Source organism: Shewanella mesophila, from assembly GCF_019457515.1.
GTDB lineage: Bacteria > Pseudomonadota > Gammaproteobacteria > Enterobacterales > Shewanellaceae > Shewanella > Shewanella mesophila.
This window is the reverse complement of the sequence record NZ_CP080421.1, coordinates 1,871,415-1,897,568: the sequence shown is the minus strand read 5'-3', so window position 1 is coordinate 1,897,568 and position 26,154 is coordinate 1,871,415. Positions and strand designations below refer to the sequence as shown.

Here is a 26,154-nt window from a genome sequence, read left to right as displayed (position 1 = left end):
GTCTCAGTAAATGAAATGCAGCAAGCTAATAAACTTTATTTGCAGCTTTGCCAAGATACCAAATAAGCTATTTTCAGGCTGTAGCTGTACTGTGGCCTTTGCTCCTGCTGGTAAACTATTCATCAATGGTTTATCGAGTTCAAGATGCAATCTAAAACGCTGGGCATCACGTACCCAACGATTAGATTCTGTTGGTGTAGCCAAGCGGCCGTCAGCCGCGAATTGTGCATTACTGACGCCAGCATCAACGCTAGTCACACTCGCTTGATACAGTTGTCCTGGCTGACCGTCAAAAGTGACCATTGCGATAGAACCTGGCGAGACATGACGCAAACTCTTTTCCCGAAAATCGGCAATAACATCCACATCACCGAGCACTAGCGCCATGACAGCAGCCCCGTTGTTAACCATGTTGCCAGACGCTAATTGCACATTGGTTACCACGCCATCATGTTCGGCACGAACCTGAGCATAACTTAGCGACAATTTCGCCTTTTCGACATTGTTCTTTGCCTGACGTAATTTGAGATTTCCCTCACCCGCCTCTCCTCGAAGCGTCATTACCTTAGCTAGCTGAGCTTTAACCGCCAGTAACTGTGACAAACTGGCCTTAACTTCTGTCTGAGCCTGATCAATCATCTGCTGCGAGACGCTGTTATTAGCATAAAGTGACTGCAAACGCTTAGCTTCACGTTGCTTGAGGGCATAATTGGTTTCGCTAGCGTTTACATCGGCTTTTGCAACTGCAATAGAAGCATCCAGTTCAGCGTTATCTTGGCGGGCCTGTTCTAATGAAAGTTCGGCTTGCTCAAGTGCTAATTGGTAGGGTGTCGCATCTAGGCTAAATAACAGATCGCCTTGCTTCACGTGTTGATTGTTTTTGACTTCAACCTTAATAACACGACCGCTGATCTGCGGAGCGACTAGAGTGATCGTTCGTGTCGCCATTGCCTGCGTCGTCAGTGGCATCTTTAAATCGGCTAGTAGGAAATAGCTAAATAACAGCATAAAGCCAACCACGGCAAACTTAACTAATCGGGTAAACTGTTGATCTGGTGTCATACTTTCTCTTCATTCCTCATCTTTTAACATGTTGCGATGCAACTTTTTAATCGCGTTATCACTGATCTGAGTTAACGTCTTCTCAAATATGGCCAACTCATCGACACTAATCCCATCAAATAACTCTTTTCGAATCGCAATAATGCGCTGTTTAATGAAATCGAGTAGCTCTTCACCAGCAGTCGTCAACGACACTCGCCGGACACGTTTGTCGTGAGAGCAAGAGTGGCGAACAATTAATCCTTGTTGTTCTAATTGACCCAATGTGCGCATCAATGAAGCCAACTCAATCTCTAAGGCATCAGCCAACTCTTTTTGGCTGATGCCTTGACCCATGCGATAGAGTTTCCATAGTGCACTCCAACGTGAATGCGTTAACCCCAAAGGTGCTAACTCTGCGTCAGCAACCATACGCCATAGCCGCGCAAGTCGTCCTAAACGCTCACCAATAGATGACTCTTCTAACAGATTGATACTTTCCATAGTCGTTACTCATTACTTAGCATGCTAAGCATTATATATATTTAGCATGCTAAGTAAATCTATAATTAGGATTATGAGTAGGAAAATAGAATTTAAAAAGATGTTCCAACTAGAAGAGACTGATACCTAAGGAAAAAGAGTTTATTGCTTTACTGCTGTGATTTTAGGCTAGCTAGGCGAAGTAGGATAACGATCATTGTTACGCCAGATTAAGAAGAGAGAAATAAAAAAGCGAGCATTGCTTAATACAATACTCGCCTTTGCTTTTTACTCAAAAAGTTAATAGAAATTAAACCTAAAAACCAACCACTACAACTCTATTAACCCTGCCTTAAAACCTATATGTCGCCCGATGCAACTTATCAATGGCAGTAATTTGAGTATAGTCAGTCCCCCACAAACTGCACACTATTAACACGAAAAAAAGTCGGCTACTTTTTACTATCGTTTTGGCTTTGTTTTAACTCAAGTTTATACTGACGGCGTTTCTCTATCACTGAGTTGACATCGCTACCTATGTGAGACTCACCACGAGCATTAGCAAGCTGAACTTGACGCTCACGCTCCGCGAAACGCTGACGCTGTTTCTCACTAACCTTGTCGATACAGCGAGGGCAACTAACCCCTTTAACATAGTGCTCGCTGGCTTTATCGGCTTCGGTAATAGGTAAACGACAAGCGTTACACTGATCGTAATCCCCTTTTTCAAGGCTGTGATTAACCGAGACGCGATTATCAAACACAAAACACTCACCTTGCCACATACTCTCTTCTGGTTTTACCTCTTCAAGGTATTTAAGTACACCACCTTCAAGGTGATACACCTCATCAAAACCTTGCTCTTTAAGGTAGGCCGTGGATTTTTCGCAGCGGATACCACCAGTACAGAACATAGCGACTTTCTTATGCTTTGCTGGATCGAGATTCTCCTTCACGTAGTCGGGAAACTCTCTAAAGGTTTGAGTCTTAGGATCAACCGCATTTTTAAAGGTTCCGATACTGACCTCATAATCATTACGAGTATCGATCAGTAACACATCGGGATCAGAAATAAGCTGGTTCCAATCTTTTGGCTTAACATAAGTACCGACCACCTTACGGGGATCAATTCCCTCAACGCCCATGGTCACGATCTCTTTTTTTAACTTCACCTTAGTGCGATAAAATGGCATTTCATCATCGAATGACAATTTGTGAACTATGTTATCTAGGCCTGGTTGTTGGCTTAACCATACCAGTAATTCATCTATGGCGGCTTGAGTTCCTGCCACGGTACCATTGATCCCCTCAGTCGCAAGCAACAAGGTTCCCTTGATATTCGCTTGCTCCATCTGAGCCAATAACGGCTGTTGGATATCGGCATAGTTAGGTAACGAAACAAACTTATATAAAGCACAAACAACAACTTGAGACATACTTTCCTCTATCTGCTCGCTGAGGCTTAATCCCCAGTGCATAGTCACTCGCAAGAACATGTGATTTCTCGCGCAAAATGGAGCGGAATCATACCCAAATCACACTCAGATAAACAGGGATAAAAAGTAAGGGTATTGGGTTAACAAAGGCGTTATGACAAAAATGATAACGGCGCCAGCACTAACGATTTACACTCAATAACCACTAAATTCTGATTTCTAATTGCTATCTTATTCAAAGCAGTGAAAACTATCTCATTTGAACAGCGAGCACTTTTGTCAAACCTATCTCTTTAACAAAAGATCGACTCGAAGATGGAGAGTTTATGCCCCGCCCAATATTATATTCATTTCGACGTTGTCCGTATGCGATGCGAGCACGACTCGGTATTTTGCTAGCAACTCGCCCTGTTGAGCTAAGAGAGATAGTGCTCAAACACAAGCCCGAAGCTATGCTAACAGCAAGCCCTAAGGGCACTGTACCCGTTTTGGTACTCGGTGATAATAAAGTGATTGATGAGAGTTTAGATATTATGCGCTGGGCGCTTGAGCAAGATGATCCACTTGATCTACTGACGCAAAACTCGATTAGCCATCAAACCACGGCAGCTGAATTAATAAAGCAGAACGACACTGACTTTAAACCTTGGCTCGATAGATATAAATATGCCGATCGCTATCCTGAACATGAAGAAAACTATTATCGAAACAAAGCAGAAAGCTATTTGACTCTGCTAGAAGCACAACTGTTAGATAAAGAGAATCTTGTTAGGCAACAAGTGTCTATCGCCGATGTTGCGATTTTTCCTTTTATACGCCAATTTGCCCACGTCAATCTAACTTGGTGGAACAAAGCCCCCTATCCCCATGTCAAAACGTGGCTCGATAGGCACCTTCAAAGTGAAGCATTCTCGAGGATAATGACAAAGTATCCGACTTGGCTAGAAAGCGGAAAATCCGTACTATTTGGCACAGAATAAACTATCGATGACCCTTTTACGCCCCATATATTGACCAATAGTTAGTGGCCAATAGAGCCACTTAAAATAGGCTCAGGTTAAGAGACAGAATAACGCACCTAATCTAGTGTCCCTAGTTCGCCGCACTAGTCCGGGTTAAGCTATTTACAGCCCAATTGACAATATTACTTTGTAAGTCCCATTTATCGGGCTAAATTTGACTTTAACCCTTTCGTTTCAACTTTAACTCTAGTCTGGATAAGAGAATTCATGTGCAGGTTCTTAACTTATAGTGGCCCTAAAGCCTTGATGTCACCATTAGTATTTCAAGCGACAAATTCACTGGTGATGCAAAGTAAATATGCGCAAAAGCGTAAAGTCCCCACCAATGCAGACGGATTTGGTTTGGGTTGGTACCCAACTCAAGACGATCCCATACCAGCGACATTTGTTAACGTCGATCCCGCATGGAGTAACCGCAACCTGAAGACAATCGCCGAGAAGGTCGAGACAAGACATTACTTTGCTCATGTGCGCGACGCATCGAAAGGCATGCCAGTGAGTCAGGCAAATTGTCACCCATTTGGCTGCATGCATTACTTGTGGATGCACAACGGTCGCTTAGATCAGTTCGAAAAGTTTCGCCGTCCTCTACTGAATATGCTGACCAATAGAGCGTTCGATTTAATCAAAGGTAATACTGATTCGGAGTACGCCTTCGCACTTTTCATGGATAAACTTGGGTTTATATCCAACGCCAGTTTAAGTCAGCTCGAACAGGCGATGGAAGCCACTATAAAAACCATTATGTTGTTACGGAAAGAGGTTGGTGCAGACAGTAATGCATTTATTAATTTCGCCATTACCGATGGTTATCATACCCTGGCAACTCGGTTTGCTACGCACGAGGAAGCGAAACCGGCATCTCTGTTTTTTGGCCAAGGCATCATATCTGATAACAAGGGAGTGATCGATTTTACTCCCAATACTAGCGACAGTGCGTGCATTATTATCTGCTCAGAGCCACCAACAGAAAACAATGGTCGCTGGACTAAGGTGCATCGCAACCATATCGTCTGCGCCAGTGGTCATCACAAGGTGTATCAAAGACCGATCAACTTGCCTTTCCAAGCCGAACTTGGATAACAAAGTTAACAGCAAAAGTTTATGACCCAAATGATGTGCCACAATACCGCTCTCCCAGGGGCGGTATTTATCTCTATAACTCGCAAAATTTTGTTACAAAACCCGATAACAGGCAGCGGTGCTAACACAATAAACCATTAGCTAAACCAACTCAGGATGCCGTACAATTGGCTTTCTCCTAGATAACATCCCATCTCTGTTATCACCCCTAATATAAGTTTCTATCGGTCACAAGAGGTACAAGTGAACAAAGCTTCGATCCCGCAATCAAGCAACCGTGCTCCAGTAAGCATTCCCAGTTTGGCACTACTAATCCCTATGCTGTCGGCTATTGTCGCGATTACGCCGTTAGCAATTGATATGTATCTGCCCGCAATGGCAACCCTGGCAGCCAGCTTTAACTCCAGCATCACCACGGTACAGCAGTCATTAAGCCTCTATCTAGCGGGCTACGCCCTAGGCATGCTGACTTTTGGCCCGATCGCTGACCGTATAGGGCGTCGCCCCTTAGTCATTATTGGCTTATCTGGCTTTATGCTCATCAGTCTATCATTGGCATTTGTCACCAATGTTGAGCTTTTTTTAGGATTACGCTTCTTACAAGCCTTTATTGGCGCTGGTGCTACTGTAGTCGTACCAGGTTATATCAAAGAGGTTTATGGCAGTAATACAGCAAAAGGGATGTCCTATGTCAGCCTCATCATGATGCTAGCACCGCTCATCGCCCCCACGATAGGAAGCTTAATTTTAGAGTTAGGAGAATGGCACCTGATCTTCTTTATTCTGGCTTTCTACGCCTTAGCTTTACTGATACTGGTATCAACCAAGCTAAGAATGCCTTCAGATAGTCAACTCGAAAGCCGCAGTCAAAAGTCGTTTTTTGGCGCCTATGCAGTGGTGTTTACCAAACCCGGCGTTAAGCTGAATATCGCCAGCGGAGTGATGACCTCTTTTGCCTTTTTTTGCTATTTAACCGCATCACCTTTCGTCTATATGGAGGTGTTCGCTTTAGATAAATCACTGTTTGCGATTTTGTTTAGCACCAACGTCGGCGCGTTAATGTTAGCCAACGTGATTAATAGCCGCATCGTAGGTCGATTTGGCTCAAGGCGAATGTTAAAAGTCTCAACCTTTTTAGCCGCCATTGCAGGAAGTGCGTTACTCACGGTCAATCTATTGGGATTAAGTTTTCACTATACGGTAGCAATGCTGATCCCTTTTATGGGCTTTCTCGGCGTGATGTCGGTCAATGCCGATGCCATAGTATTAATGAAGTTTCAACAAGAAACGGGCACGGCTACGGCGGTCATTGGCACCTTGCGCTTTGGCTTTGGTGCGCTCGCAGGGCCACTGCTCGCGCTCTTTTATACAGGCACGGCGGTCCCCTTTTCAGCCTTGATGCTAGGTGCCGTTTGTCTTGTGGGTCTGTTTCAGTTTATCGCACATCATTCCAATCCCTTGGGGGATGCAACCTAACGAGATTATTTGGTGCAGGCTATTTTTGCTGCACCAAACTTGTCAAAAATCATTGAGCTTTAGGTTTAGCGTTTGTTTGCCGTTATAACATCGCAGCCAAATCAATTCGCCCTATCCCACCAAACGGCTTCATTTTATCGCCTGATCTTGAGTTTTATTCATCTAAATAAAGTTTTTCAATAAAAGGTTTGAATTAACAAGATTATTTTATATGATGAAAATCTGTTCATTTTTAAACAGTCACCCAAGCTTATTAGCTCGAAAACAATTTCAGGGTGGTAAACGAGTTTGAATTACCCTTCAAACTTATATTTCTAGCGATTACCGTCGCTGTATCAAGATACTGCATACCGTAGCGGTGACTTATGAGGGATCAAAAATGGAGAAGTTATCCGGCGCCAGCATGATCGTCCGATCGTTAATCGACGAAGGCGTTAAACATATTTTCGGCTACCCAGGTGGCTCAGTGCTCGATATCTACGATGCACTTCATCAAAAATCTGGCATCGAACATATACTCGTTAGACATGAACAAGCCGCCGTTCACATGGCCGATGGCTATGCCCGTGCAACGGGGAAAGTTGGCGTAGTCTTAGTGACTTCTGGACCTGGCGCAACCAATGCCATTACAGGCATAGCGACCGCCTATATGGATTCAATCCCGCTAGTGGTATTGTCAGGCCAAGTACCCAGCAATCTTATTGGCAATGATGCTTTCCAAGAATGCGACATGATAGGCATCTCACGCCCTGTGGTTAAGCACAGCTTTCTTGTAACCGATGCCAAAGACATTCCCGAGATCATCAAAAAAGCATTTTATATTGCGTCAACTGGCCGCCCTGGCCCTGTGGTCGTCGATATTCCAAAAGACTGCTTAAATCCACAAATACTGCATGAATATCAATATCCTGATGAAATCAACATGCGCTCCTATAACCCCACAACCACAGGACACCGTGGCCAGATCCGTCGCGGCTTACAAGCCTTATTGGCGGCGAAAAAGCCGGTACTCTATGTCGGTGGTGGTGCGGTGATCTCTGGGTGTGATCAACAGATTTTAGCGATATCTGAAAAATTAGGCATCCCGGTGGTGAGTACGCTTATGGGCCTTGGCGCTTTTCCGGGCACCCATGCGAACAGCTTAGGGATGCTTGGTATGCATGGCTGTTATGAAGCCAATATGGCGATGCATAATTCAGATCTTATCTTTGGCATAGGAGTTCGCTTCGACGACAGAACCACCAATAACGTCGAAAAATATTGCCCCAATGCGACTATTTTACATATCGATATCGACCCCTCATCGATCTCCAAAACTGTACGTGTTGACATACCTATCGTTGGTTCTGCGGATAATATCCTCGACAGTATGCTTGAACTACTTAAAGAAGATGATGCAAGTAAAAACGATGAGGCGGCTATCGATTATTGGTGGAGTGAAATTAACCAATGGCGTTCCCGTGATAGCTTAGCGTATGACAAAACCAGCGGTCGTATTAAGCCACAGCAAGTCATTGAAACACTTCACAAGCTAACCAATGGTGATGCCTATGTTGCATCCGATGTCGGCCAACATCAGATGTTTGCCGCACTCTATTATCCCTTTAATAAGCCCCGTCGCTGGATCAACTCTGGTGGACTAGGCACCATGGGATTTGGCTTACCCGCCGCCATGGGCGTTAAGATGGCAATGCCAGATGAGACGGTAATTTGCGTCACGGGTGATGGCTCGATTCAGATGAATATTCAAGAGCTATCTACTGCACTTCAATATGATACGCCGGTTAAAATCATTAACCTAAATAACCGTTTCCTCGGTATGGTGAAGCAGTGGCAAGATATGATCTACTCAGGCCGTCATTCTCACTCTTATATGGATTCTGTACCCAATTTTGCCAAGATTGCCGAGGCCTATGGCCATGTCGGCATGACCATTAGCGATCCAGCAGAACTAGAGGAAGGTCTTGCTAAAGCCTTAGCAATGAAAGACAAACTAGTATTTGTCGATATTAGTGTCGATGAAACTGAGCATGTCTATCCTATGCTTATTCGTGGCGGTGCAATGAATGAAATGTGGTTAAGCAAAACGGAGAAAAGCTAATGCGTCGTATTATTTCGGTATTACTTGAAAACCAGCCTGGCGCATTGTCACGAGTTGTAGGCCTGTTCTCTCAGCGTGGTTATAACATTGAAAGCTTAACGGTTGCACCAACCGACGATATAACCCTTTCTCGGCTCAATATTACGGTGGTTGCCGATGAGGCGGTATTAGAACAGATAGAAAAGCAGTTACATAAACTGATCGATATTCTTAAAGTATCTAATATTACTGAGGCTAGCCATATCGAGCGTGAACTTGCACTGGTTAAAGTTAAAGCTAAAGGCGCAGGCCGTGAAGAAGTGAAACGAACAGCCGATATTTTCCGCGGTCAAATTGTCGATGTCACCGCTGAGCTTTACACCATTCAGATGACAGGCACCTCAGATAAACTTGATGCCTTTATTACGGCAATTGGCGAAGTGACTAAGGTCATCGAAGTGTCGCGCTCCGGCGTTGTGGGACTGTGCCGCGGCGAGAAATCGATGCGAGTATAAAGTCTAAACCCCAAAACACTGCACATAAAAAACGCCAGCAGGAAATAGCTGGCGTTTTTATACTTAATAGTTCAGATACTTGATTCTAGTCCCAAAACCTATTCGGCTAGCTTAACCACTTCACCCGTCAGCGCCACACCTGCAATCATGGTACCGGCACCACATTGGAATGTCTCTTCGCTTGATGTCAGATGATTCTTATAGTTAGATTTAATATTAACTATCGCATTACCACCTTGCTTAACCGCGCTCTTCTTAAGTGCGATCAGTGCAGAAAGAAATACCCACTCGCAAGCTTCTTTATCTGATTTATTAAAGGCGTTCGTTTTTTTGTTTGTTCTAAGATCACCCATTTTTTGCAGCGGCTCAGTGTAAGTTTGTTCGCCAAAGTAAAACTGTACATCGCTACCTAACTTAGCTTTTGCGGTTTCAGAGCTCAGTACTTCCGTAATTGAATAAGCGCCGATATCATCTCTCGCAAACGCAAATGACGAGAAAAGAGTAAGTGAAGATAGAGCAAGAAGAATAATTTTTTTCATACTGACGATTTCCATTTATGTCATATGATCTCGACCAAGATCATAAAAATAAGATCTAGTAAACCTAGATCGTCCCTTTCGTGAAGCAGCTAGTTTACTGCCCAATTTTTTGATACTGAGTTTTAGTACTAAATATGTGTATCCAAAGTACAATAGTAACCGATGGTTATAATACAGATCTCAAGCCTATTGGTAAATTCCATTTGTCCATCCATTTGGACATCTATTGTCTAAGGTTAATCAAACGGTTAACTTGTGTACGGATCTATTGTCTATATCGAAAGCCACAATAAATCGATATTATTCTAAGCGTATTCACCCTAAGCGCTAATGGGAGCGATTTTTTGAAGCAATTTGATTTCAACTTACTCACGGTACTCGAAGTATTACTCGAGGAGCAAAGTGTCACCTCAGCAGCAGAGCGCCTGCATTTAAGTCAATCCGCAGTGAGTAAACAGCTCAATAAGCTCAGAGAATCCTTCGACGACCAACTCTTTGAACGCACAGCACGTGGTCTGCGCCCAACCCCTAAAGCAAAGCAGTTAGGTCCAGAAATAAGACAGATATTAAATCAAGTCGCAAAGTTAACGCGTCCTAGTGATTTCGATCCCTCAAAGAGCCGCAGACGTTTTCGAATCGAGCTGGTTGAAACGGCATACTCACTCACCTACCCCCATTTTATGCCCCAACTCCTCAAGCAAGCGCCTAACGTCACGATAGATAGCCATACTTGGCATAACGACAGCATGGAGCGGCTGTTAAGATGCGACAATGATCTTGGTATTACCGTCCGAGAAAGGGATGACCGCTCATTACTGCACATTAAAAACCTACCAAAATCTTTAAACTATGCCGAACTCACTCGCGATCATTCGCTCTGCCTTGTGCGTGAGGGACACCCACTACTCGATGAAGAGTGGAATTTGAACACCTTTTTAAAATATCGTCACCTGCAAGTGACATTTGGTGGGATCTCCCATTGGCTACTCGATGATGTATTGCAGATAAAACATTTAAAACGTGACATCGCCGTCAATCTCACTGATTTTCGTTGTGCAATGCAACTATGTGAGCAGAGTGACTTAATTCTGTGCTCGCCAGCTAAATACGCACAAGAGATGATACCGCATTTCAAGTTGGTCACCCTTCCCGTTCCAACTGAGTTAATACCAGGCTCCTACGTGCTGTTATGGCATGAGCATTTTGAGTTCGACTCCAGCCACCGCTGGTTGCGAGAGATGATCATCAACTCGGTGACCTCTTGAAGCGAATCGATGATAAAGAGAATGGTATAAGTAGAAATAAAAACGCCAGCGAGATGATTGCTGGCGTTTGCTTAGCGGAGATAAAAGTAAAAAGTTAGAAACCTTCTACACCTTGCATATCGGGTAAGTGGTGAGCAATACCTTTATGACAATCGATACAAGTCTTCTCGCCACTGGCTAATGATGTGGAGTGCATATTAGCTGCGCGTGTCGATTGGCGCGTAAAGTCCATATAATCAAAGTTATGGCAGTTACGACACTCTAAAGAATCGTTGGCTTTTAACCGTGCCCACTCATGTTCAGCGAGTTCACGTCGCTTAGATTCAAACTTCTCACGTGTATTGATCGTGCCAAATATCTTGCCCCAAACTTCTTTGGATGCTTGCATCTTACGTGCGATCTTATCTGTCCAGTTATGTGGCACATGGCAGTCAGGACAGGTTGCACGCACACCACTTCGGTTAGTGAAATGGATCGTGGTTTTTAGCTCCTGATACACGTTATTTTCCATTTCATGACAACCAATACAAAATGCCTCTTGGTTTGTCGCTTCTAGAGCGGTGTTAAATCCCCCCCAAAAGATCACCCCAGCGACAAATCCACCTAAGGTTAGAAAGCCTAAGCTGTAATGCACACTCGGTTTTCTTAATACCTGCCAGATTTTTTTTAACTTATCTAACATGGGTTAACTCCTAGTGCTTAGCCGCTTCAGCTTTAATGAGATGATCAATATCAATGAAATCATTTTCAACTAACATCTTCGCGTCGAGCTGCGGCACATGGCACTGAGTACAGAAATAGCGTCTTGGCGACAAATCTGCCAAGAAATTATTTTCCCTATCCATATAGTGAGTCACGCTCACCATAGGCGCTTGTGAGTCACCTACACGCTTGCGAGCGTGGCAAGACATACATTTATTCACTTTAAGATCAATTTGATAGCCATCAATCTTATGAGGAATAACTGGCGGCTGCATCGGATAGTTACGCACCTCTTTTACATCTGTGTTGCGCACTTTTTGCATCACAGGTGGCGTAGGGTTCGTCGCTATTGGCGCTTGCCTTAACGTGGCAATTTTTTCATCTGGCACACTTGCCGCATCGCTGTAAAAAGCCGCAAAAGCACTTGCACTCATGATCACGGCTAAAGTCACATTTATTATTAGTTTCATGGTGATGCTCCTTACGCCTTAACCACTTTAACCGCACATTTCTTAAAGTCTGTTTGCTTTGACAGTGGATCTGTCGCATCAAGAGTGACCTTATTAATAAGCTGGCTTGCATCAAACCAAGGCACAAATACGAGTCCCACTGGCGGCTTGTTTCGACCACGAGTCTCGACTCGAGTCTTAATCTCACCACGGCGTGAAATCACTTTGACCTCGTCACCACGACGCAACCCACGCTTCTTAGCATCATCAGGATGCATGAAACAGACGGCATCAGGGAAAGCACGATACAACTCAGGAACACGCTGTGTCATCGATCCTGAATGCCAATGCTCTAATACGCGCCCCGTTGACAACCAGATGTCATACTCTTCATCTGGCGACTCGGCTGCAGGCTCATAAGGCAAGGCAAAGATAACCGCTTTACCGTCAGGCTTACCGTAAAATTCAAATCCAGCACCTGGCTTGACATATGGATCGCTTCCTTCACGGAAACGCCATTTAGTCTCTTTGCCATTGACCACTGGCCAACGTAGACCATGTACTTGGTGATAAGTATCGAACGGCGCTAAATCATGGCCATGACCACGACCGAACGCGGCGTATTCTTCAAACAAACCTTTTTGGACATAAAAACCAAAATGATGAGCCTCTTCATTCATGTACTTAGGGTCGGCTTGCTCTAATGGGAATTGATCAACATTGCCATTTTGATAAAGGACTTCAAACAGGGTTTTGCCCTTGTACTGTGGATTCGCTGCAAGCACCTCTTTTGGCCACACCTCATCGGTAGTAAAACGCTTAGAAAACTCCATTAATTGCCATAGATCTGAACGCGATTCTCCAGGAGCTTTTACCATTTGGTGCCAGAACTGAGTGCGGCGCTCCGCATTACCGTATGCCCCTTCCTTTTCTACCCACATCGCCGTCGGTAAAATAAGATCGGCAGCCTGAGTGGTAACGGTTGGATACGCATCTGATACTACGATGAAATTCTCAGGATTGCGGTAACCAGGCAAACCCTCTTCATTAATATTCGGTCCCGCCTGCATATTGTTGTTCACTTGAACCCAATAGGCATTGATATCGCCATCTTTAAGACGACGGTTCTGCTCTACGGCGTGATAACCTGGTTTAGGTGGAATGATACCATCGGGGATCTTCCAAATTTTCTCGGCAATCTTGCGATGCTCGGGATTGTTAACCACTAAATCTGCAGGTAAACGATGAGAGAAAGTGCCCACTTCACGTGCTGTGCCGCAAGCAGATGGCTGACCCGTTAACGAAAACGGACTGTTACCCGGTGTTGAGATCTTACCTGTTAACAAGTGAATGTTATAAATCAGGTTGTTACACCACACACCACGAGTATGCTGGTTGAAACCCATGGTCCAAAATGAGGTCACCTTGGTATTCGGATCGGCATAAATCTTCGCTAATTCGATTAATTTATCTTCTGGAACACCAGAGAGCTTACTCACAGATGTCACATCATAATCGGCAACAAAGGCTTTAAATGCCTCGAAATCGATTGGCGTCGACTTACCAGCAGTCTTTACGTTCTTGGCTTTTTGCTGCAACGGATGAGTAGGACGAAGCCCATAACCGATATCGGTTTCACCTTTACGGAAATTGGTATGCTTGTTAACAAAATCCCAGTTAACCGCATCATTTTGAATGATGTAATTGGCAATAAAATTAAGCATCGCCAGATCAGTTTGTGGTGTAAAGACAATACCTAAATCGGCTAAATCGAATGATCTATGGGTAAAGGTCGATAACACAGACACTTTGACATGAGGCGCACTTAAACGACGATCTGTTACTCGGCTCCACAAGATAGGATGCATCTCGGCCATGTTCGATCCCCAAAGCACAAAGGCATCGGCATGTTCCATATCGTCATAACATCCCATTGGCTCATCAATACCAAAGGTACGCATAAATCCACCCACGGCAGACGCCATGCAGTGACGCGCATTGGGGTCAATGTTATTTGAACCAAAACCAGCTTTCATCAGTTTCGAAGCCGCATAACCTTCCCAAACCGTCCACTGACCCGAACCAAACATGCCTATCGCAGTAGGACCTTTGGCCTTGATGGTCTGTTTCCACTTCTGCGCCATAGTATCGAAAGCGGTATCCCAACTAATAGGCGTAAACTCACCATGCTTATCATATTTGCCGTTAGTCATTCGAAGCATAGGCGTATTGAGTCTGTCTTTTCCATACATGATTTTCGACAGGAAGTAACCTTTAATGCAGTTTAAGCCGCGGTTAACTTCACTCTCTGCATCGCCATGGGTGGCGACAACTTTGCCATCACGGGTAGCGACAATCACCGAACACCCAGTGCCGCAGAAACGACAAGGTGCTTTGTTCCACTCAAGTTTAGTTTGCTCTGAACTGGTAATTAAGTTGCTCGCGCCAGCAGGTAGCGCTAGTCCAGCAGCGGCAGCAGCAGTCATTGCCGCGTTTGCCTTCATAAATTCGCGTCTATTCATGTTCATTTTTCACCTTCTTCAAGCACTTCACTTTGGTGATACACCATGGCAGCCGACAACACGCCCTCGATATGATTAATGGTTTCAATGTCTGCCAATAATCCTTTCTGAGTCTCGCCTTCTAGCACCACAACCAGTTTCACCTCATCGTTAACAGACAACTCAGCATTTTCCATCTTCATAATGGCTTGCCTAACACTAGACATATGTTCAGGTTTAACCTGAACCACCAAGCTTGTTACGTGAAGTTCTTTGCTCATTGATAAAATCACTCTTTATTTAATAATTTTTGCTTACTAATTTAATGACTGTAGATTAGCCAGCGCCAGGCGGCCCCATGATGATCTGACTAAACCAGATAGCAAAACCCAATCCAGAAACCAGTAACACTGAAAGCAGTGGTGCAAGAAAAACGGTTAGAAACACAAATATTCTTAGTTCTAAACTTTTCTCTTCATTTGATGTGGAACTCATGCATCCTCCAACAGTTCATGTCGGTTTTACACCTAACGTGCAGAACGACGACATGAGCCAAATTTTGTTAAGTAAGACAGCCTATTGCAGCACCAATCTCCTTACGCATCATGTTAGCAATAATGAGTTAACATTCTGTATACCTCTTAATCGGTAAACAGTACGCATGTTTGATCTGGATCATCCTTTTAATACAGATAAAACCTGGATCACTCGCTATAACTACAATTTTCGATTGAGAAAACAACAAAATGAATGAATTAGCTATTCATAATCTACTGAAACATAGCTCTTAATTGGCTAATTTGTAAGCGATAAGGTGGATTAAAATGACAAAATATATCGATAGAGGTAGTTGGAAAAAACGGATATAAAAAAAGCACCTGCTAACAGGTGCTTAAGTTCAATAAAAACGAGGGCTAAACTTCATTTATTCGGTTAATGATCCGCTTTTCTGAAATAGGGTACGCCGTACCTAATACCTGTGCAAAACAGGACACTCGATACTCTTCTATCATCCAACGCGCATCAAGCAGTGCTTCTGGCACTGGTGATGTTCTCGGGACCTTCGCCAACTGTTGATCCAGCAGATTTTGCACATTGGTAATACTGTGCAGATGTAATCTATCTCTGTTGGGATCGACCGGCAGTTTATCCAATCGATTATCAATCGCTTTAAGGTAGCGCACTATGTCAGCCAGTCGCTGCCAACCACATTGCTCGACAAATCCTTTAAAGACCAACTTATCGAGTTGAGTCTGGATATCGCTCATGGCAAAAGCAATATCTAGACTGATCTTACCCTTCAAACGTTTTTTAACTTTCTGATATAAGGTCAAAATTTCCTCAACCTGCAAAGCTATCTTAGCCGCTGTCGGATTAAGCTCTTGGCGAACCCACTCTTTTGCGGAATCGAACTGCTCTGCGCTGCGAACATCTAAGCCTTTTTCATCCAATAGCTGCTGCACCGCTGCCGAAAGAATATCGTCAATTAAGATCTGCACTTGGCCAAAGGGATTAAAATACATCGCCAACTTCGCTTTATTGGGCAAGGTATTTTGTAGATGTTTCACCGGTGAGGGAATATTGATTAATAACAGTCGCTGCAATCCGCTGCGATGGGCTCGCTTAGCCTCATTTTCATCATCAAACAGCGCGATTGACACACTGGTTTTGTCATCCACTAGAGCAGGAAAAGCTTTAACCTCAAAGTTACCTTTACGCTTTTCATATTGTTTAGGTAAAGCACCAAAACTCCATTCAGTGAGCTGTTTTTGCTCTATGCCTGTCTCTGCGACATTTCGAATTGCTTGCGTCACTTGACCTTGAAGTTGACCTTTTAGGGATTCTAAATCGCGACTCTGGGCGACTAACCGTCCCTTATCGTCTTCCACCTTAAAATTAATCAACAGGTGTGCTGTCAATTGAGATGTATCGAAATCATCGGGTGAGATCCGCATGCCGCTCATGCGTAGTAGCTGTTTGCACATCGCATCGAGTAGACTCATACCGGTCGAATTCATCGCCTGTAAACACGCTTTCGCGTAATCGGGCGCAGGCACAAAGTTACGCCGTAAGGTCTTAGGTAGCGACTTGATTAATGCGATACATTTCTCTTCTCTCAGACCCGGAACTAGCCAGTCAAAACCTGCATTATCAATTTGATTTAAAAGTGCAACAGGAATATGAACCGAGACACCATCATCAAGATCTGCGGGTTCAAAATGGTAACTCAGGCTCAACTTTAAGTTGCCTTGGTGCCAATAGTCGGGGAAATCCAGCGCAGACACATGCTCGTCGCCCCGCTTCATCAGCTGCTCTCGTTCAAAGTCGAGCAGATCGGGATTGGTTTTCTTTTGCTGCTTCCACCAGCTCAGCAGTTTAGGCGCGTTATAGATCCCTTGCGGGATCCTAGGCTCATAAAAGTCCACTAACGCCTGCTCATCGACCAAAATATCCCGGCGACGAGATTTATGCTCTAACGCTTCAATGTCCTCGAGCAACTTACGGTTTTTAACAAAGAAGGCTTCGTTGGTACGCAATTCACCATCGGCAAGAGCGCTGCGAATAAAGATCTCCCGCGCTTCGACAGGGTTTATCGGGCCATATTGAGTGCGGCGCCGATTCACTATCGTGAGTCCATAAAGCTGCTGATTCTCCAGCGCGACTACACTGCCCTGTTTCGCCTCAAAATGGGGCTCTAGATAGTTTCTCTTAACGAGGTGCGCGGCTAATGGCTCTACCCACTCAGGTTGAATTTTGGCGCAGCAACGCGCAAACAGCCGCGAGGTCTCAGTCATCTCCGCCGCCATGATCCATTTAGGCCCTTTCTTTGCTAGAGGAGAACCTGGAAACACAAAGAACTTACGGTTACGGGCACCTAAATACTCATTATCTTTGTCTTTAAAGCCAATATGACTTAACAAACCCGTTAACAAGGATTTATGCAGCAATTCATAATCTGCTGGTTCGCTGTTGAGCTTCCATTTAAGATCATGCACGGCTTGGCGTAGCTGGGCGTATAAGTCTTGCCATTCGCGCACACGCAAATAGGCTAAAAACTCCTGTTTACACAGCTTTCTAAATTGACTAGCCGATAAGGCTTTTTGCTCTGTCTTAATGTGCTCCCAGAGATTCACCCATGCCATAAAATCAGAATCTTTATCATTAAAGCGGCGGTGGCATTCATCGGCGGCCTGCTTTTTATCCATCGGCCGCTCACGGGGATCTTGAATCGACAAGCCAGCGGTGATCACCAACGTCTCATGTAAACAGCCATATTCGTTCGCTTGAATCACCATTCGTGCAAGTCGAGGATCCACAGGAATAGCCGCCAATTGGCGACCAAGAGGCGTTAACTGCAACTGTCCCTTGTTTTTTTGAACCGATTGCAGCTCTTCAAGCAGCAAAAAACCATCGCGGATATAACGTGAATCGGGCGGTTGAATAAAGGGGAAGCCTTCGATATCGCCGAGTCCAATAGCGAGCATCTGTAAAATCACCGACGCGAGATTCGTTCGCAGTATCTCTGGATCGGTAAACTCCGGGCGATTATTGAAATCTAGCTCATCATAAAGCCGAATACAGATCCCTGGCGCCACACGACCACAACGGCCTTGACGCTGATTAGCACTGGCCTGAGAAATGGGCTCAATGGGTAGTCGTTGCACCTTCGTGCGGTAGCTGTATCGGCTAATACGCGCCGTACCAGGGTCGATGACATATCGAATACCTGGCACAGTAAGCGAGGTTTCGGCCACGTTGGTTGCCAACACGATACGCCGACCAATATGGCTCTTAAATACTTTTGACTGCTCACCATAGGAGAGGCGCGCATATAAAGGGAGAATTTCTGTATCACGATATTGCTGTTTATTCAGCTGATCGGCGACATCACGAATTTCTCGCTCACCGTTCATGAAGATCAAAATATCGCCAGGGCCTGCTTGCATCAGTTCTTCGACCGCCGCAAAAATTCCTTCGGTTAAATCCAGATCCTCATCTTGCTCACGCACTAACGGGCGATAGCGAGTTTCCACCGGATAGGTACGCCCGGATACTTCAATGACGGGGGCATTATTGAAATGTTGGGAGAAACGCTCAACATCAATGGTTGCCGAGGTGATGATCACTTTTAGATCGGGACGCTTCTTAAGAACATTTTTTAGATACCCCAATATGAAATCGATATTGAGGCTACGCTCGTGAGCCTCGTCAATAATGATGGTGTCATACTGATCGAGAAACTTATCGGAGGTCAGCTCCGCCAATAAAATACCATCGGTCATCAATTTAACGTAAGAACTTGGCTTTATCGCATCGGCGAAACGCACCTTAAAGCCCACCACTTCACCAAGCGGGCTGTTCAGCTCCTCTGCCACACGAGTGGCAACGCTGCGAGCGGCTAAACGACGAGGTTGAGTATGACCAATCAGCCCTCGAGTACCTAAGCCTAGCTCTAAGCAGATCTTAGGTAACTGGGTAGTCTTCCCCGAACCCGTTTCACCTGCAACAATCACCACTTGATGACCCGCTATCGCTCGGGCGATCTCATCTCGCTTTTGCGAAATAGGTAGCTCTTCAGGATAACGGATCTCAGGTCTACCCTCGCGGCGCTGCTCAACCTTAGCGGCAGCAGCAACAGCGAGCTCTTCAAGTTTGCTTAATTCGTCACGCTTCTTATCTGAGTCAGCTTGCTTATTTAAGCGAAAAAGGCGACGTCTTATTTTAGACGCATCTGTTTGATAACACAGCTTTAAAAAGGCATTAGACAGGGGATGAAGTGGCGAATTCAAATGCAAAACCCATTAACGAAAGACACAAAGAGATGATCCTACCAATTAACAGGGCCTTTGGGTATGGCAAATGACGTATTTATCCCTTAATAACGTTCACCTTTTGTCAAACAATGTGTCTTGTCAAAAGGTGGACGTTTGCGGGCTATTTTATGAACAATATCAAGCGGGCTTGAGATAACACTCTTGCATCGAAACATTGATAGCTCTAAGTACCAAGTTTCTATCGATGATCCCAACGACTTTACCTTGATCGACAACAGGATATATTTTGGGTTTAGCTTGCAACATCTGCTCGGCCAAAGTGATTATGGGAGTTTCTTTCGTTACTGTTAACACATCGGTACGCATACAATCGCTAACATTCGCAGTTAAATCACAGTGATAGGTACTTTTTAACATGACAGCCAAACAATCTTGTTGCGACAAAAATCCCACTAAATTACCTTGTAAATCGACCACAGCTGCCCCGAGTTTTTTTTGTGTGAGCAGCTTTTCTACCGCAGCCGCCAGTGTCATATCAGCATGTAATAACACAGGTTGACGGTCCATATAATCAACGACTTTCATCGACTCCATAACCTAACTCCTTTTTAGACATTACTCCTTAAGTGTATATAAGGTTGGTCTAAAAAGCCGAAGTTTTAATCAATATTATTTATAAGCTATAAAAACAAGTGATTAGCATAGATTTAATAATATGACATCAATCACAGACAACTATTCAGTTGCGACATTTTGTCCAACTAAAACAGTGAAACATGATCTAGTTCATATGAATTAATTGTAAAGCTTCCAGCCGTTCACAAGCTATCAAAAGGTTGATATACATCAATAATCGGTCGCAAATTGAGGCCTACACTTAATAATCGAAACGTGCCACTACATTTTCGCTTCAAAATGACAACAAAGGGTTAACCATGGACACACATGCCGCCTTATATGAACAGGGCCAAGCGCGTATAAAAATGTTACGCAGCTTAGCACCTCGTCATGCTCAGTCTTTGCAAAATAAGATGGAAGAGCATGGTATATCTAGACGAGACTTTATGAAATGGAGCGCAGCGGTCACCGCAATGTTAGCTCTGCCTCTTCCTTTTAGCACACTGGTAGCCGAAGCGGCTGAACTTGCTGATAGAGTTCCGTTGATCTGGTTACACATGGCCGAGTGTACAGGTTGTTCTGAATCTCTCGTTCGTGCCGATACGCCCAACTTAGACTCACTCATCTTCGATCATGTTTCATTGGAATACCATGAAACCTTAATGGCTGCTGCGGGTTGGCAAGCCGAAGAAAATTTGGAACATGCGTTAGAGACCTACAAAGGTAACTATCTACTTGCGGTAGAAGGCGCTATTCCAACTGCGAACAATGGTGCTTTCCTCACCGTTGGCTGTAAAGGCCATACAGGGTTAGAGATCATTAAACACGCAGCCGAAGGCGCTGCCGCCATTATATCCGTAGGAACTTGTGCATCTTTTGGTGGCGTTCAAGCCGCCGCTCCGAACCCTACAGGTGCTAAAGGCGTCGATCAAGTCATCAATAAAACCGTCGTAAATTTAGGTGGCTGCCCACCAAGTGAGAAAAATATCGTCGGTACACTGATGTACTTCATCATGTTCGGCAAGTTACCAGCGTTGGATATGTTTAACCGTCCCAAATGGGCTTATGGCGCACGCGTACATGACAACTGTGAACGTCGTGGTCGCTTCGATGCGGGCGAATTTGTTGAAGAATTTGGCGATCAAGGAGCAAAAGAAGGCTTCTGTTTATACAAGGTCGGTTGTAAAGGACCTTATACCTATAACAACTGCCCCACTGAGCGCTTTAATCACCACACCAGTTGGCCTGTTCTTGCGGGCCACGGTTGTATGGGCTGCTCAGAGCCAAATTTCTGGGATGACATGGCTGACTTTGAAAAACCCCTCGGCAGACAGCTACTTCATGGGCTAGATGCAACCGCCGACACCGTAGGCGCGGTTATTTTGGGTGCCACAGCTGTAGGTATCGGCGCTCACGCTGTTGCCAGCGTATTTGCCAATTCGAAAGAGGACTAATTCAATGAGCAAACGTGTAGTTATCGACCCCATCACTCGCATCGAAGGCCATCTGCGCATCGAGGTTGAAGTTGATGAAAGTAATGTTGTTCAGAAGGCTTGGTCCTCTTCGACACTCTGGCGTGGTATTGAGGTCATCCTCAAAGGCCGCACCCCAATGGATGTTGGACTCATAGTTCAGCGTATTTGTGGTGTATGTACTTATTCTCACTATCGCTGCGGTACTGAAGCTGTAGAGAATGCATTAGGTGTGAAAATTCCACTTAACGCTAAGTACTTACGTTCGCTGATGCAAACGTCTCTCTATATGCATGATCATATTGTGCACTTCTACCATCTTCATGGTCTAGATTGGGTTGATGTGGTTTCGGCCTTGAGTGCCGATCCAGCTGCAGCGGCGCAAGTCGCACTAAAATACACCGACAAACCGATCGCTGCTGGCGAAGGTGAACTTCGTGCAGTACAAGAGCGGGTTAAAGGGTTTGTAGAGACCGGTAAGCTTGGGCCATTTGCTAACGCCTATTGGGGCAACGGCACCTATAAATTCACCCCAGAACAGAACCTCATTGCCCTATCGCATTACTTAAAAGCACTTGAAGTGCAGCGAGTTGCCGCTGAGATGCTCGCCATTTTCGGTGGTAAGCAACCTCACCCACAATCACTTGTGGTTGGTGGTGTAACTTCAGTACGTGACATGTTGAGCCCTGCCCGCCTGCAAGAATGGAAGCAAAAACATGCCACAGTGACCGACTTCATTCATCGTGCCTATAAAGCCGATATCGTGATGGCCGCCGAAGCATTTGGTGGTGAGCCAAGTGTATTAGGTGGAGTGAACGTTAAAAACTTCATGGCGACCAATGACTTCGTATTAGCCGATGGTCAGTACATGTTCGACCAAGGCGTGATCATGAACGGCGATCTCGCTGGCGTTAGCGATCTTAACCCTGATTTAATCAAAGAGGATGTTAGCCACGCTTGGTACGATGCAGACGGACCACAACACCCTTACGATGGTACAACCATCCCTAACTACACAGGGTTTGTCGAACGCGATACCGTTTATGGCAAGCTGCCGACTCTCGATGGTGATGGTAAATATAGTTGGGTGAAATCACCGCGTTATCAAGGTGAGCCAGTAGAAGTGGGCCCATTAGCAAGCCTATTAGTCAGCTATGCACGCGGTAATAAGGTGGTTGTCGATGCGGTTAATGGCTTACTCGAAGTCACAGGACTACCAGTAGCAGCACTCTTTACCACCTTAGGTCGAACCGCAGCACGTATGCTACAAACCGTTATTGTGGCTCAGGAAGGGTTAAAAACATTCGATGCGCTTATCAAGAATATTCAAGTTGATGAGACTACCTATGTGAATCCCAATATGGATCCTAATCGTGAATATGTCGGTCATGCGATGATTGAAGCGCCTCGCGGTATGCTCAGTCACTGGATCCGTATAAAAAATGGTTTAGTTGAGAACTATCAAGCCGTGGTGCCCACAACGTGGAACGCAGGTCCTGTCGATAACGAAGGTAAAGTCGGTCCCTATGAAGCCTCTTTATTAGGGCTAAAGCTTGAAGATCCAACCAGACCATTGGAAATTATTCGTATCATCCACTCGTTTGACCCTTGCATGGCATGTTCGGTACATGTGATGGATTATAAGGGCCAAGAGTTAGGTGAATTTAGAATCGATCCAAACGGAAACGTTTAAGGAGCAGCTCATGGATACGCAAAATGTACCCTATGAGAGAGCCTTTATCTTTAGCGCCGCGATCAGAATATTTCACTGGTTGCGTGCGCTGTCCATATTGGTTCTGGTCATAACGGGCTTCTATATCGCTTGGCCATTTTTGGTCGCGCCCAGTAGCTCAGATATATTGGTACAAGGCTGGGTGAGATTATCTCACCTGATCTTCGGCTTTATTTTATGTGCCATTACGATTGTTCGCGCTTACTTGTTCTTTTTTAGTAAAAGCGATATCGAGCGGCGCTCCTTTAAAGATGTAACCAGCGTAAACAGTTGGATAGTGCAACTTAAGTCATACCTATGGATGGGACATTTAGACAAGAAAGGCGTCTATGGTCCACTGCAATTTGTGACCTATTTGGCAGTTTCCGTTTTTGCCGTTCTTATATGCGTCACAGGCTTAGCTCTCTATGCTAATGTTTATCATCTAGGCCTAGGCGGCATGCTAGGAGGCTTCGCGGCTTGGGTCACTGGTATCATGGGCGGACTGGCACCAGTACGTATTTGGCACCACTACTTTACTTGGGTGTTTATTATCTTTGTGGTGATCCACGTCTATATGGCGGTTTGGACTGGCATTCGATTTAAACACAATTCGGTAGACTCTATCGTCTCTGGATACGACTACCATCCAAAGAAACATTAGAAAGGACGACATGAAAATACTGTTACTCGGTATTGGTAATGTGCTGTACGCCGATGAAGGGATCGGCGTACATTTCGTTAATTACCTGCAAGAAAACTATCAATTTTCCCATCCGCAGCATCAACTCGATGTGATGGATGGGGGCACCCTCGCCCAGGGTCTTATTCCCATTATTTGCAAATACGATTACCTCATCGTTGTCGATACGGTAAATGCCAATGGTGTTGGACCTGGCGAAGTGTACTTTTTTGATTTTGACAAAGCACCAAGCGAAATTGATTGGCAAGGCAGCGCCCACGAAGTTGAAATGCTGCAAACCCTCACCATGATGGAAATGGTTGGCGATCGTCCTAAAACCTTTGTGTTGGGATGTACCCCTACCGTACTGGAACCTATGGTATTAGGGCTTACGCCTAGTGTCGCTGCGGCAGTTCCCTTAATGGAAAAAACCATTATTAATCACCTAAACTCACTCGATTTCACGGTCACTCGCGTCAACAACATAGCTATCGAAGACCTCATTCCTGACTCTTATAAGCGCGGTGTAACAACAAATGAAAACAATCAAATTTGAATTTACCTGCTCACGGCAGGTGCCGCTCTACGCACACTTATGTAACCAATACCTAAATTATAATGCGCTAAACATTAATATTAGCTATCAACAGGGTTGTTACGCTATCGAAGCTGACGGCGAACAAGCCGATTTGGAATCCCTTGCAGACGCAATAGCAGATGACTTTTTAATTTCGGTATGGCTAACGGATTCTCGGATTGCACTTGTCGATAAACCGATCGGCGACAAAAAGCGGCTACTAAACGCTGGCGTTGAACAAGAGTTTTGTCAACGGTGCACGCCGTTATTTGGTGACAATCAATCGGCTCAATTTGGCGATCTGGCACTGGCTTGTGACTGTTGTCATGGAGAGCAGCGGATTAGTCCAGACTACCGCGGATTAACCACAGAAGACATTAACGCTATTTGCAACGAACTCATGACGCTCGGAGAGATCACGCTCGCAGGTAGCTCGCCTATTCGGCTCAACCTTAAAGATCAGGGTGTTAAAACAAATCATATTCATTGTCGGCCTAGATTGCTGGTATGCAACCCCAACACGCTCAACGCTCAGTTTCACCTCAATGAGCGCCAAGTTTTAGCCCTATCGAGTATTGAAAAACCCCTAATTACTGTCAGACCCATTAGCGATCATCCCAAACTCGACGCCCCTTTATACGACCTCTGCTTTGCCTACAACCGACTACTCATTGTGATTGCCGAACGATTACGTCAACAAGGCATAGATTGGTTATTTATTCACGATAACCAGAAGTCGACGCCACTAGCCTTTATTGATGGCGCTTGGGCAGAGGTGGACCACACCGGCCCATCAACCACTCGCCTTACCAGTAACGTCAAGGCGCTACATGATGAAGCAATAGTCGAAAGTCATGGTAATCACTATTTAGCCAGCAATAAAAAAGAGCTATTTACGGTTAAGCAGATCATTGACGAAACTGGTTTCACCCAATCAACGCCAATAGAGCTGACTAATGCTGAATATAGTCTATGCGCCCTAAACAGTATTAATCTTGAACATGGGTTAAACAAACACAGCGCCATACTCTATTTCAGCCAGTATCACGGTGGGCAAATACAATCCCTAGATGGTAAAGGCGAGCCAGAGCTGTTCTTTGCACTTCCCGAGCTACCGCAAAGCGGTTATGAGATTTATCATCAGTTAGAGCAAAGCCCACAAAAACAGGTATTAGAGAAATTTAAACAGCGCTACCCCGATGACTACCTAAGACTGCTGGATTTAAAGCTGGATACACCAAGTGACAACCTCACTTCATTGTGGGCGATAGGCGCCGTGATCTTGGGCTTGGAGAGTCGCTCAATGCATGTTGCAGATCTTAGCGATGCGCTTATTGCTAGGGCTATGACGCACCGCGGTGCCAATTCACCGCGTATCGATTATCCCTTAACTCGCGGCCATGCATACCGCAGCCTAAACTGGTGTAAAACGCTGGGTACTTTAATGAGCTTCCGACTTGCTGATGACAGGGATAACGCTAAACTCGCTTTTGGAATGCATGACTCACTAGCCGATTACCTCGCTAACTGGATAGAACATCTGGATCTGAACCTCAGCATAAAAGCGGTAGCCCTTGCCGGAAGTGAATGGAGTAACCCAGTGCTCAGCCAAAGAGTCGCGCTGCGCGTCGGTAAAAACTTTGCTTTAAAATGTAATCAACAACTTGAAATCGATGGCAACAATTATGCCATTGGTGCCTTGATGCTGAAAAAACGCAGAAAATAGT

At 45.0% G+C, this 26,154-nt stretch carries 22 protein-coding genes; 11 read left to right on the top strand and 11 right to left on the bottom strand.

What is annotated here, in order from left to right:
• Positions 1-3: 3 nt before the first annotated feature.
• The 3 genes from K0I73_RS08270 to trhO form a co-directional block, all read right to left on the bottom strand.
• The gene (locus K0I73_RS08270; RefSeq protein WP_220063997.1) at positions 4-1,062 is read right to left on the bottom strand and encodes an HlyD family secretion protein; all 1,059 of its coding nucleotides are present in this window, start codon (positions 1,060-1,062) and stop codon (positions 4-6) included.
• 9 nt (positions 1,063-1,071) lie between these two features.
• Entirely contained in the window at positions 1,072-1,545 is a 474-nt protein-coding gene (gene slyA / locus K0I73_RS08265; protein WP_220063996.1) for a transcriptional regulator SlyA, read from the bottom strand.
• Between the two features lie 431 nt (positions 1,546-1,976).
• Positions 1,977-2,960 carry an oxygen-dependent tRNA uridine(34) hydroxylase TrhO gene (gene trhO / locus K0I73_RS08260; RefSeq protein WP_220064312.1) on the bottom strand — a complete coding sequence of 328 codons (984 nt, stop codon included), beginning with the start codon at positions 2,958-2,960 and terminating at the stop codon, positions 1,977-1,979.
• A 326-nt stretch (positions 2,961-3,286) separates the two neighbouring features.
• Between trhO and K0I73_RS08255 the strand changes: the two genes are divergently transcribed.
• From K0I73_RS08255 to ilvN, 5 genes are all read left to right on the top strand, one after another.
• Positions 3,287-3,940, top strand: coding sequence for a glutathione S-transferase (locus tag K0I73_RS08255; protein WP_220063995.1), 654 nt, complete (start codon positions 3,287-3,289; stop codon positions 3,938-3,940).
• Positions 3,941-4,189: 249 nt separating this feature from the next.
• A complete protein-coding gene (locus K0I73_RS08250; RefSeq protein WP_220063994.1) occupies positions 4,190-5,065 on the top strand; it encodes a class II glutamine amidotransferase in 876 nt (291 codons plus the stop codon).
• A gap of 243 nt (positions 5,066-5,308) precedes the next feature.
• Positions 5,309-6,541 (top strand): multidrug effflux MFS transporter, encoded by a 1,233-nt coding sequence (locus K0I73_RS08245; RefSeq protein ID WP_258405323.1) that lies wholly within the window; start codon positions 5,309-5,311, stop codon positions 6,539-6,541.
• Between the two features lie 379 nt (positions 6,542-6,920).
• Positions 6,921-8,642: an acetolactate synthase 3 large subunit gene (locus tag K0I73_RS08240; protein ID WP_220063993.1), complete on the top strand. Its 1,722-nt coding sequence runs from the start codon at positions 6,921-6,923 to the stop codon at positions 8,640-8,642.
• Positions 8,642-9,136, top strand: coding sequence for an acetolactate synthase small subunit (gene ilvN, locus K0I73_RS08235; protein ID WP_220063992.1), 495 nt, complete (start codon positions 8,642-8,644; stop codon positions 9,134-9,136). Before K0I73_RS08240 ends, ilvN begins: the two co-directional genes overlap by 1 nt.
• Before the next feature lie 98 nt (positions 9,137-9,234).
• On the opposite strand, the gene K0I73_RS08230 is transcribed toward ilvN, so the two are convergent.
• Complete coding sequence (locus tag K0I73_RS08230; protein WP_220063991.1) at positions 9,235-9,675, bottom strand: excinuclease; 441 nt, start codon at positions 9,673-9,675, stop codon at positions 9,235-9,237.
• 344 nt (positions 9,676-10,019) lie between these two features.
• Here K0I73_RS08230 and K0I73_RS08225 point away from each other — a divergent pair, with 344 nt between their 5' ends.
• Complete coding sequence (locus K0I73_RS08225; protein ID WP_220063990.1) at positions 10,020-10,940, top strand: LysR family transcriptional regulator; 921 nt, start codon at positions 10,020-10,022, stop codon at positions 10,938-10,940.
• A 94-nt stretch (positions 10,941-11,034) separates the two neighbouring features.
• Here the strand turns inward: K0I73_RS08225 and K0I73_RS08220 are convergent, their stop codons facing one another.
• The 7 genes from K0I73_RS08220 to K0I73_RS08190 form a co-directional block, all read right to left on the bottom strand.
• A complete protein-coding gene (locus tag K0I73_RS08220) occupies positions 11,035-11,622 on the bottom strand; it encodes a cytochrome c3 family protein (RefSeq protein WP_220063989.1) in 588 nt (195 codons plus the stop codon).
• Between the two features lie 10 nt (positions 11,623-11,632).
• Entirely contained in the window at positions 11,633-12,076 is a 444-nt protein-coding gene (locus K0I73_RS08215) for a nitrate reductase cytochrome c-type subunit (RefSeq protein WP_258405345.1), read from the bottom strand.
• A gap of 47 nt (positions 12,077-12,123) precedes the next feature.
• Complete coding sequence (gene napA / locus K0I73_RS08210; protein WP_220063987.1) at positions 12,124-14,613, bottom strand: nitrate reductase catalytic subunit NapA; 2,490 nt, start codon at positions 14,611-14,613, stop codon at positions 12,124-12,126.
• A gap of 2 nt (positions 14,614-14,615) precedes the next feature.
• On the bottom strand, positions 14,616-14,873 hold the full coding sequence (locus K0I73_RS08205) for a chaperone NapD (RefSeq protein WP_220063986.1): 258 nt from the start codon (positions 14,871-14,873) through the stop codon (positions 14,616-14,618).
• Positions 14,874-14,928: 55 nt separating this feature from the next.
• Positions 14,929-15,087, bottom strand: coding sequence for a periplasmic nitrate reductase, NapE protein (locus tag K0I73_RS08200; RefSeq protein WP_220063985.1), 159 nt, complete (start codon positions 15,085-15,087; stop codon positions 14,929-14,931).
• Between the two features lie 419 nt (positions 15,088-15,506).
• The gene (hrpA, locus tag K0I73_RS08195) at positions 15,507-19,388 is read right to left on the bottom strand and encodes an ATP-dependent RNA helicase HrpA (protein WP_220063984.1); all 3,882 of its coding nucleotides are present in this window, start codon (positions 19,386-19,388) and stop codon (positions 15,507-15,509) included.
• 156 nt (positions 19,389-19,544) lie between these two features.
• Positions 19,545-19,961 (bottom strand): CBS domain-containing protein, encoded by a 417-nt coding sequence (locus K0I73_RS08190; RefSeq protein ID WP_220063983.1) that lies wholly within the window; start codon positions 19,959-19,961, stop codon positions 19,545-19,547.
• A 341-nt stretch (positions 19,962-20,302) separates the two neighbouring features.
• On the opposite strand from K0I73_RS08190, the gene hyaA reads away from it, so the two are divergent.
• The 5 genes from hyaA to K0I73_RS08165 are packed head-to-tail and all read left to right on the top strand — an operon-like array spanning position 20,303 to position 26,153.
• Entirely contained in the window at positions 20,303-21,439 is a 1,137-nt protein-coding gene (hyaA, locus tag K0I73_RS08185; RefSeq protein ID WP_220063982.1) for a nickel-dependent hydrogenase small subunit, read from the top strand.
• A gap of 4 nt (positions 21,440-21,443) precedes the next feature.
• Positions 21,444-23,150 carry a nickel-dependent hydrogenase large subunit gene (gene hyaB, locus K0I73_RS08180; RefSeq protein ID WP_220063981.1) on the top strand — a complete coding sequence of 569 codons (1,707 nt, stop codon included), beginning with the start codon at positions 21,444-21,446 and terminating at the stop codon, positions 23,148-23,150.
• 10 nt (positions 23,151-23,160) lie between these two features.
• A complete protein-coding gene (gene cybH, locus K0I73_RS08175; RefSeq protein WP_220063980.1) occupies positions 23,161-23,832 on the top strand; it encodes a Ni/Fe-hydrogenase, b-type cytochrome subunit in 672 nt (223 codons plus the stop codon).
• Positions 23,833-23,842: 10 nt separating this feature from the next.
• On the top strand, positions 23,843-24,406 hold the full coding sequence (locus K0I73_RS08170; protein ID WP_220063979.1) for a HyaD/HybD family hydrogenase maturation endopeptidase: 564 nt from the start codon (positions 23,843-23,845) through the stop codon (positions 24,404-24,406).
• The gene (locus K0I73_RS08165; protein ID WP_220063978.1) at positions 24,387-26,153 is read left to right on the top strand and encodes a NiFe hydrogenase; all 1,767 of its coding nucleotides are present in this window, start codon (positions 24,387-24,389) and stop codon (positions 26,151-26,153) included. The genes K0I73_RS08170 and K0I73_RS08165 overlap by 20 nt, the downstream gene beginning before the upstream one ends.
• The last annotated feature ends 1 nt before the right edge of the window (position 26,154 follow it).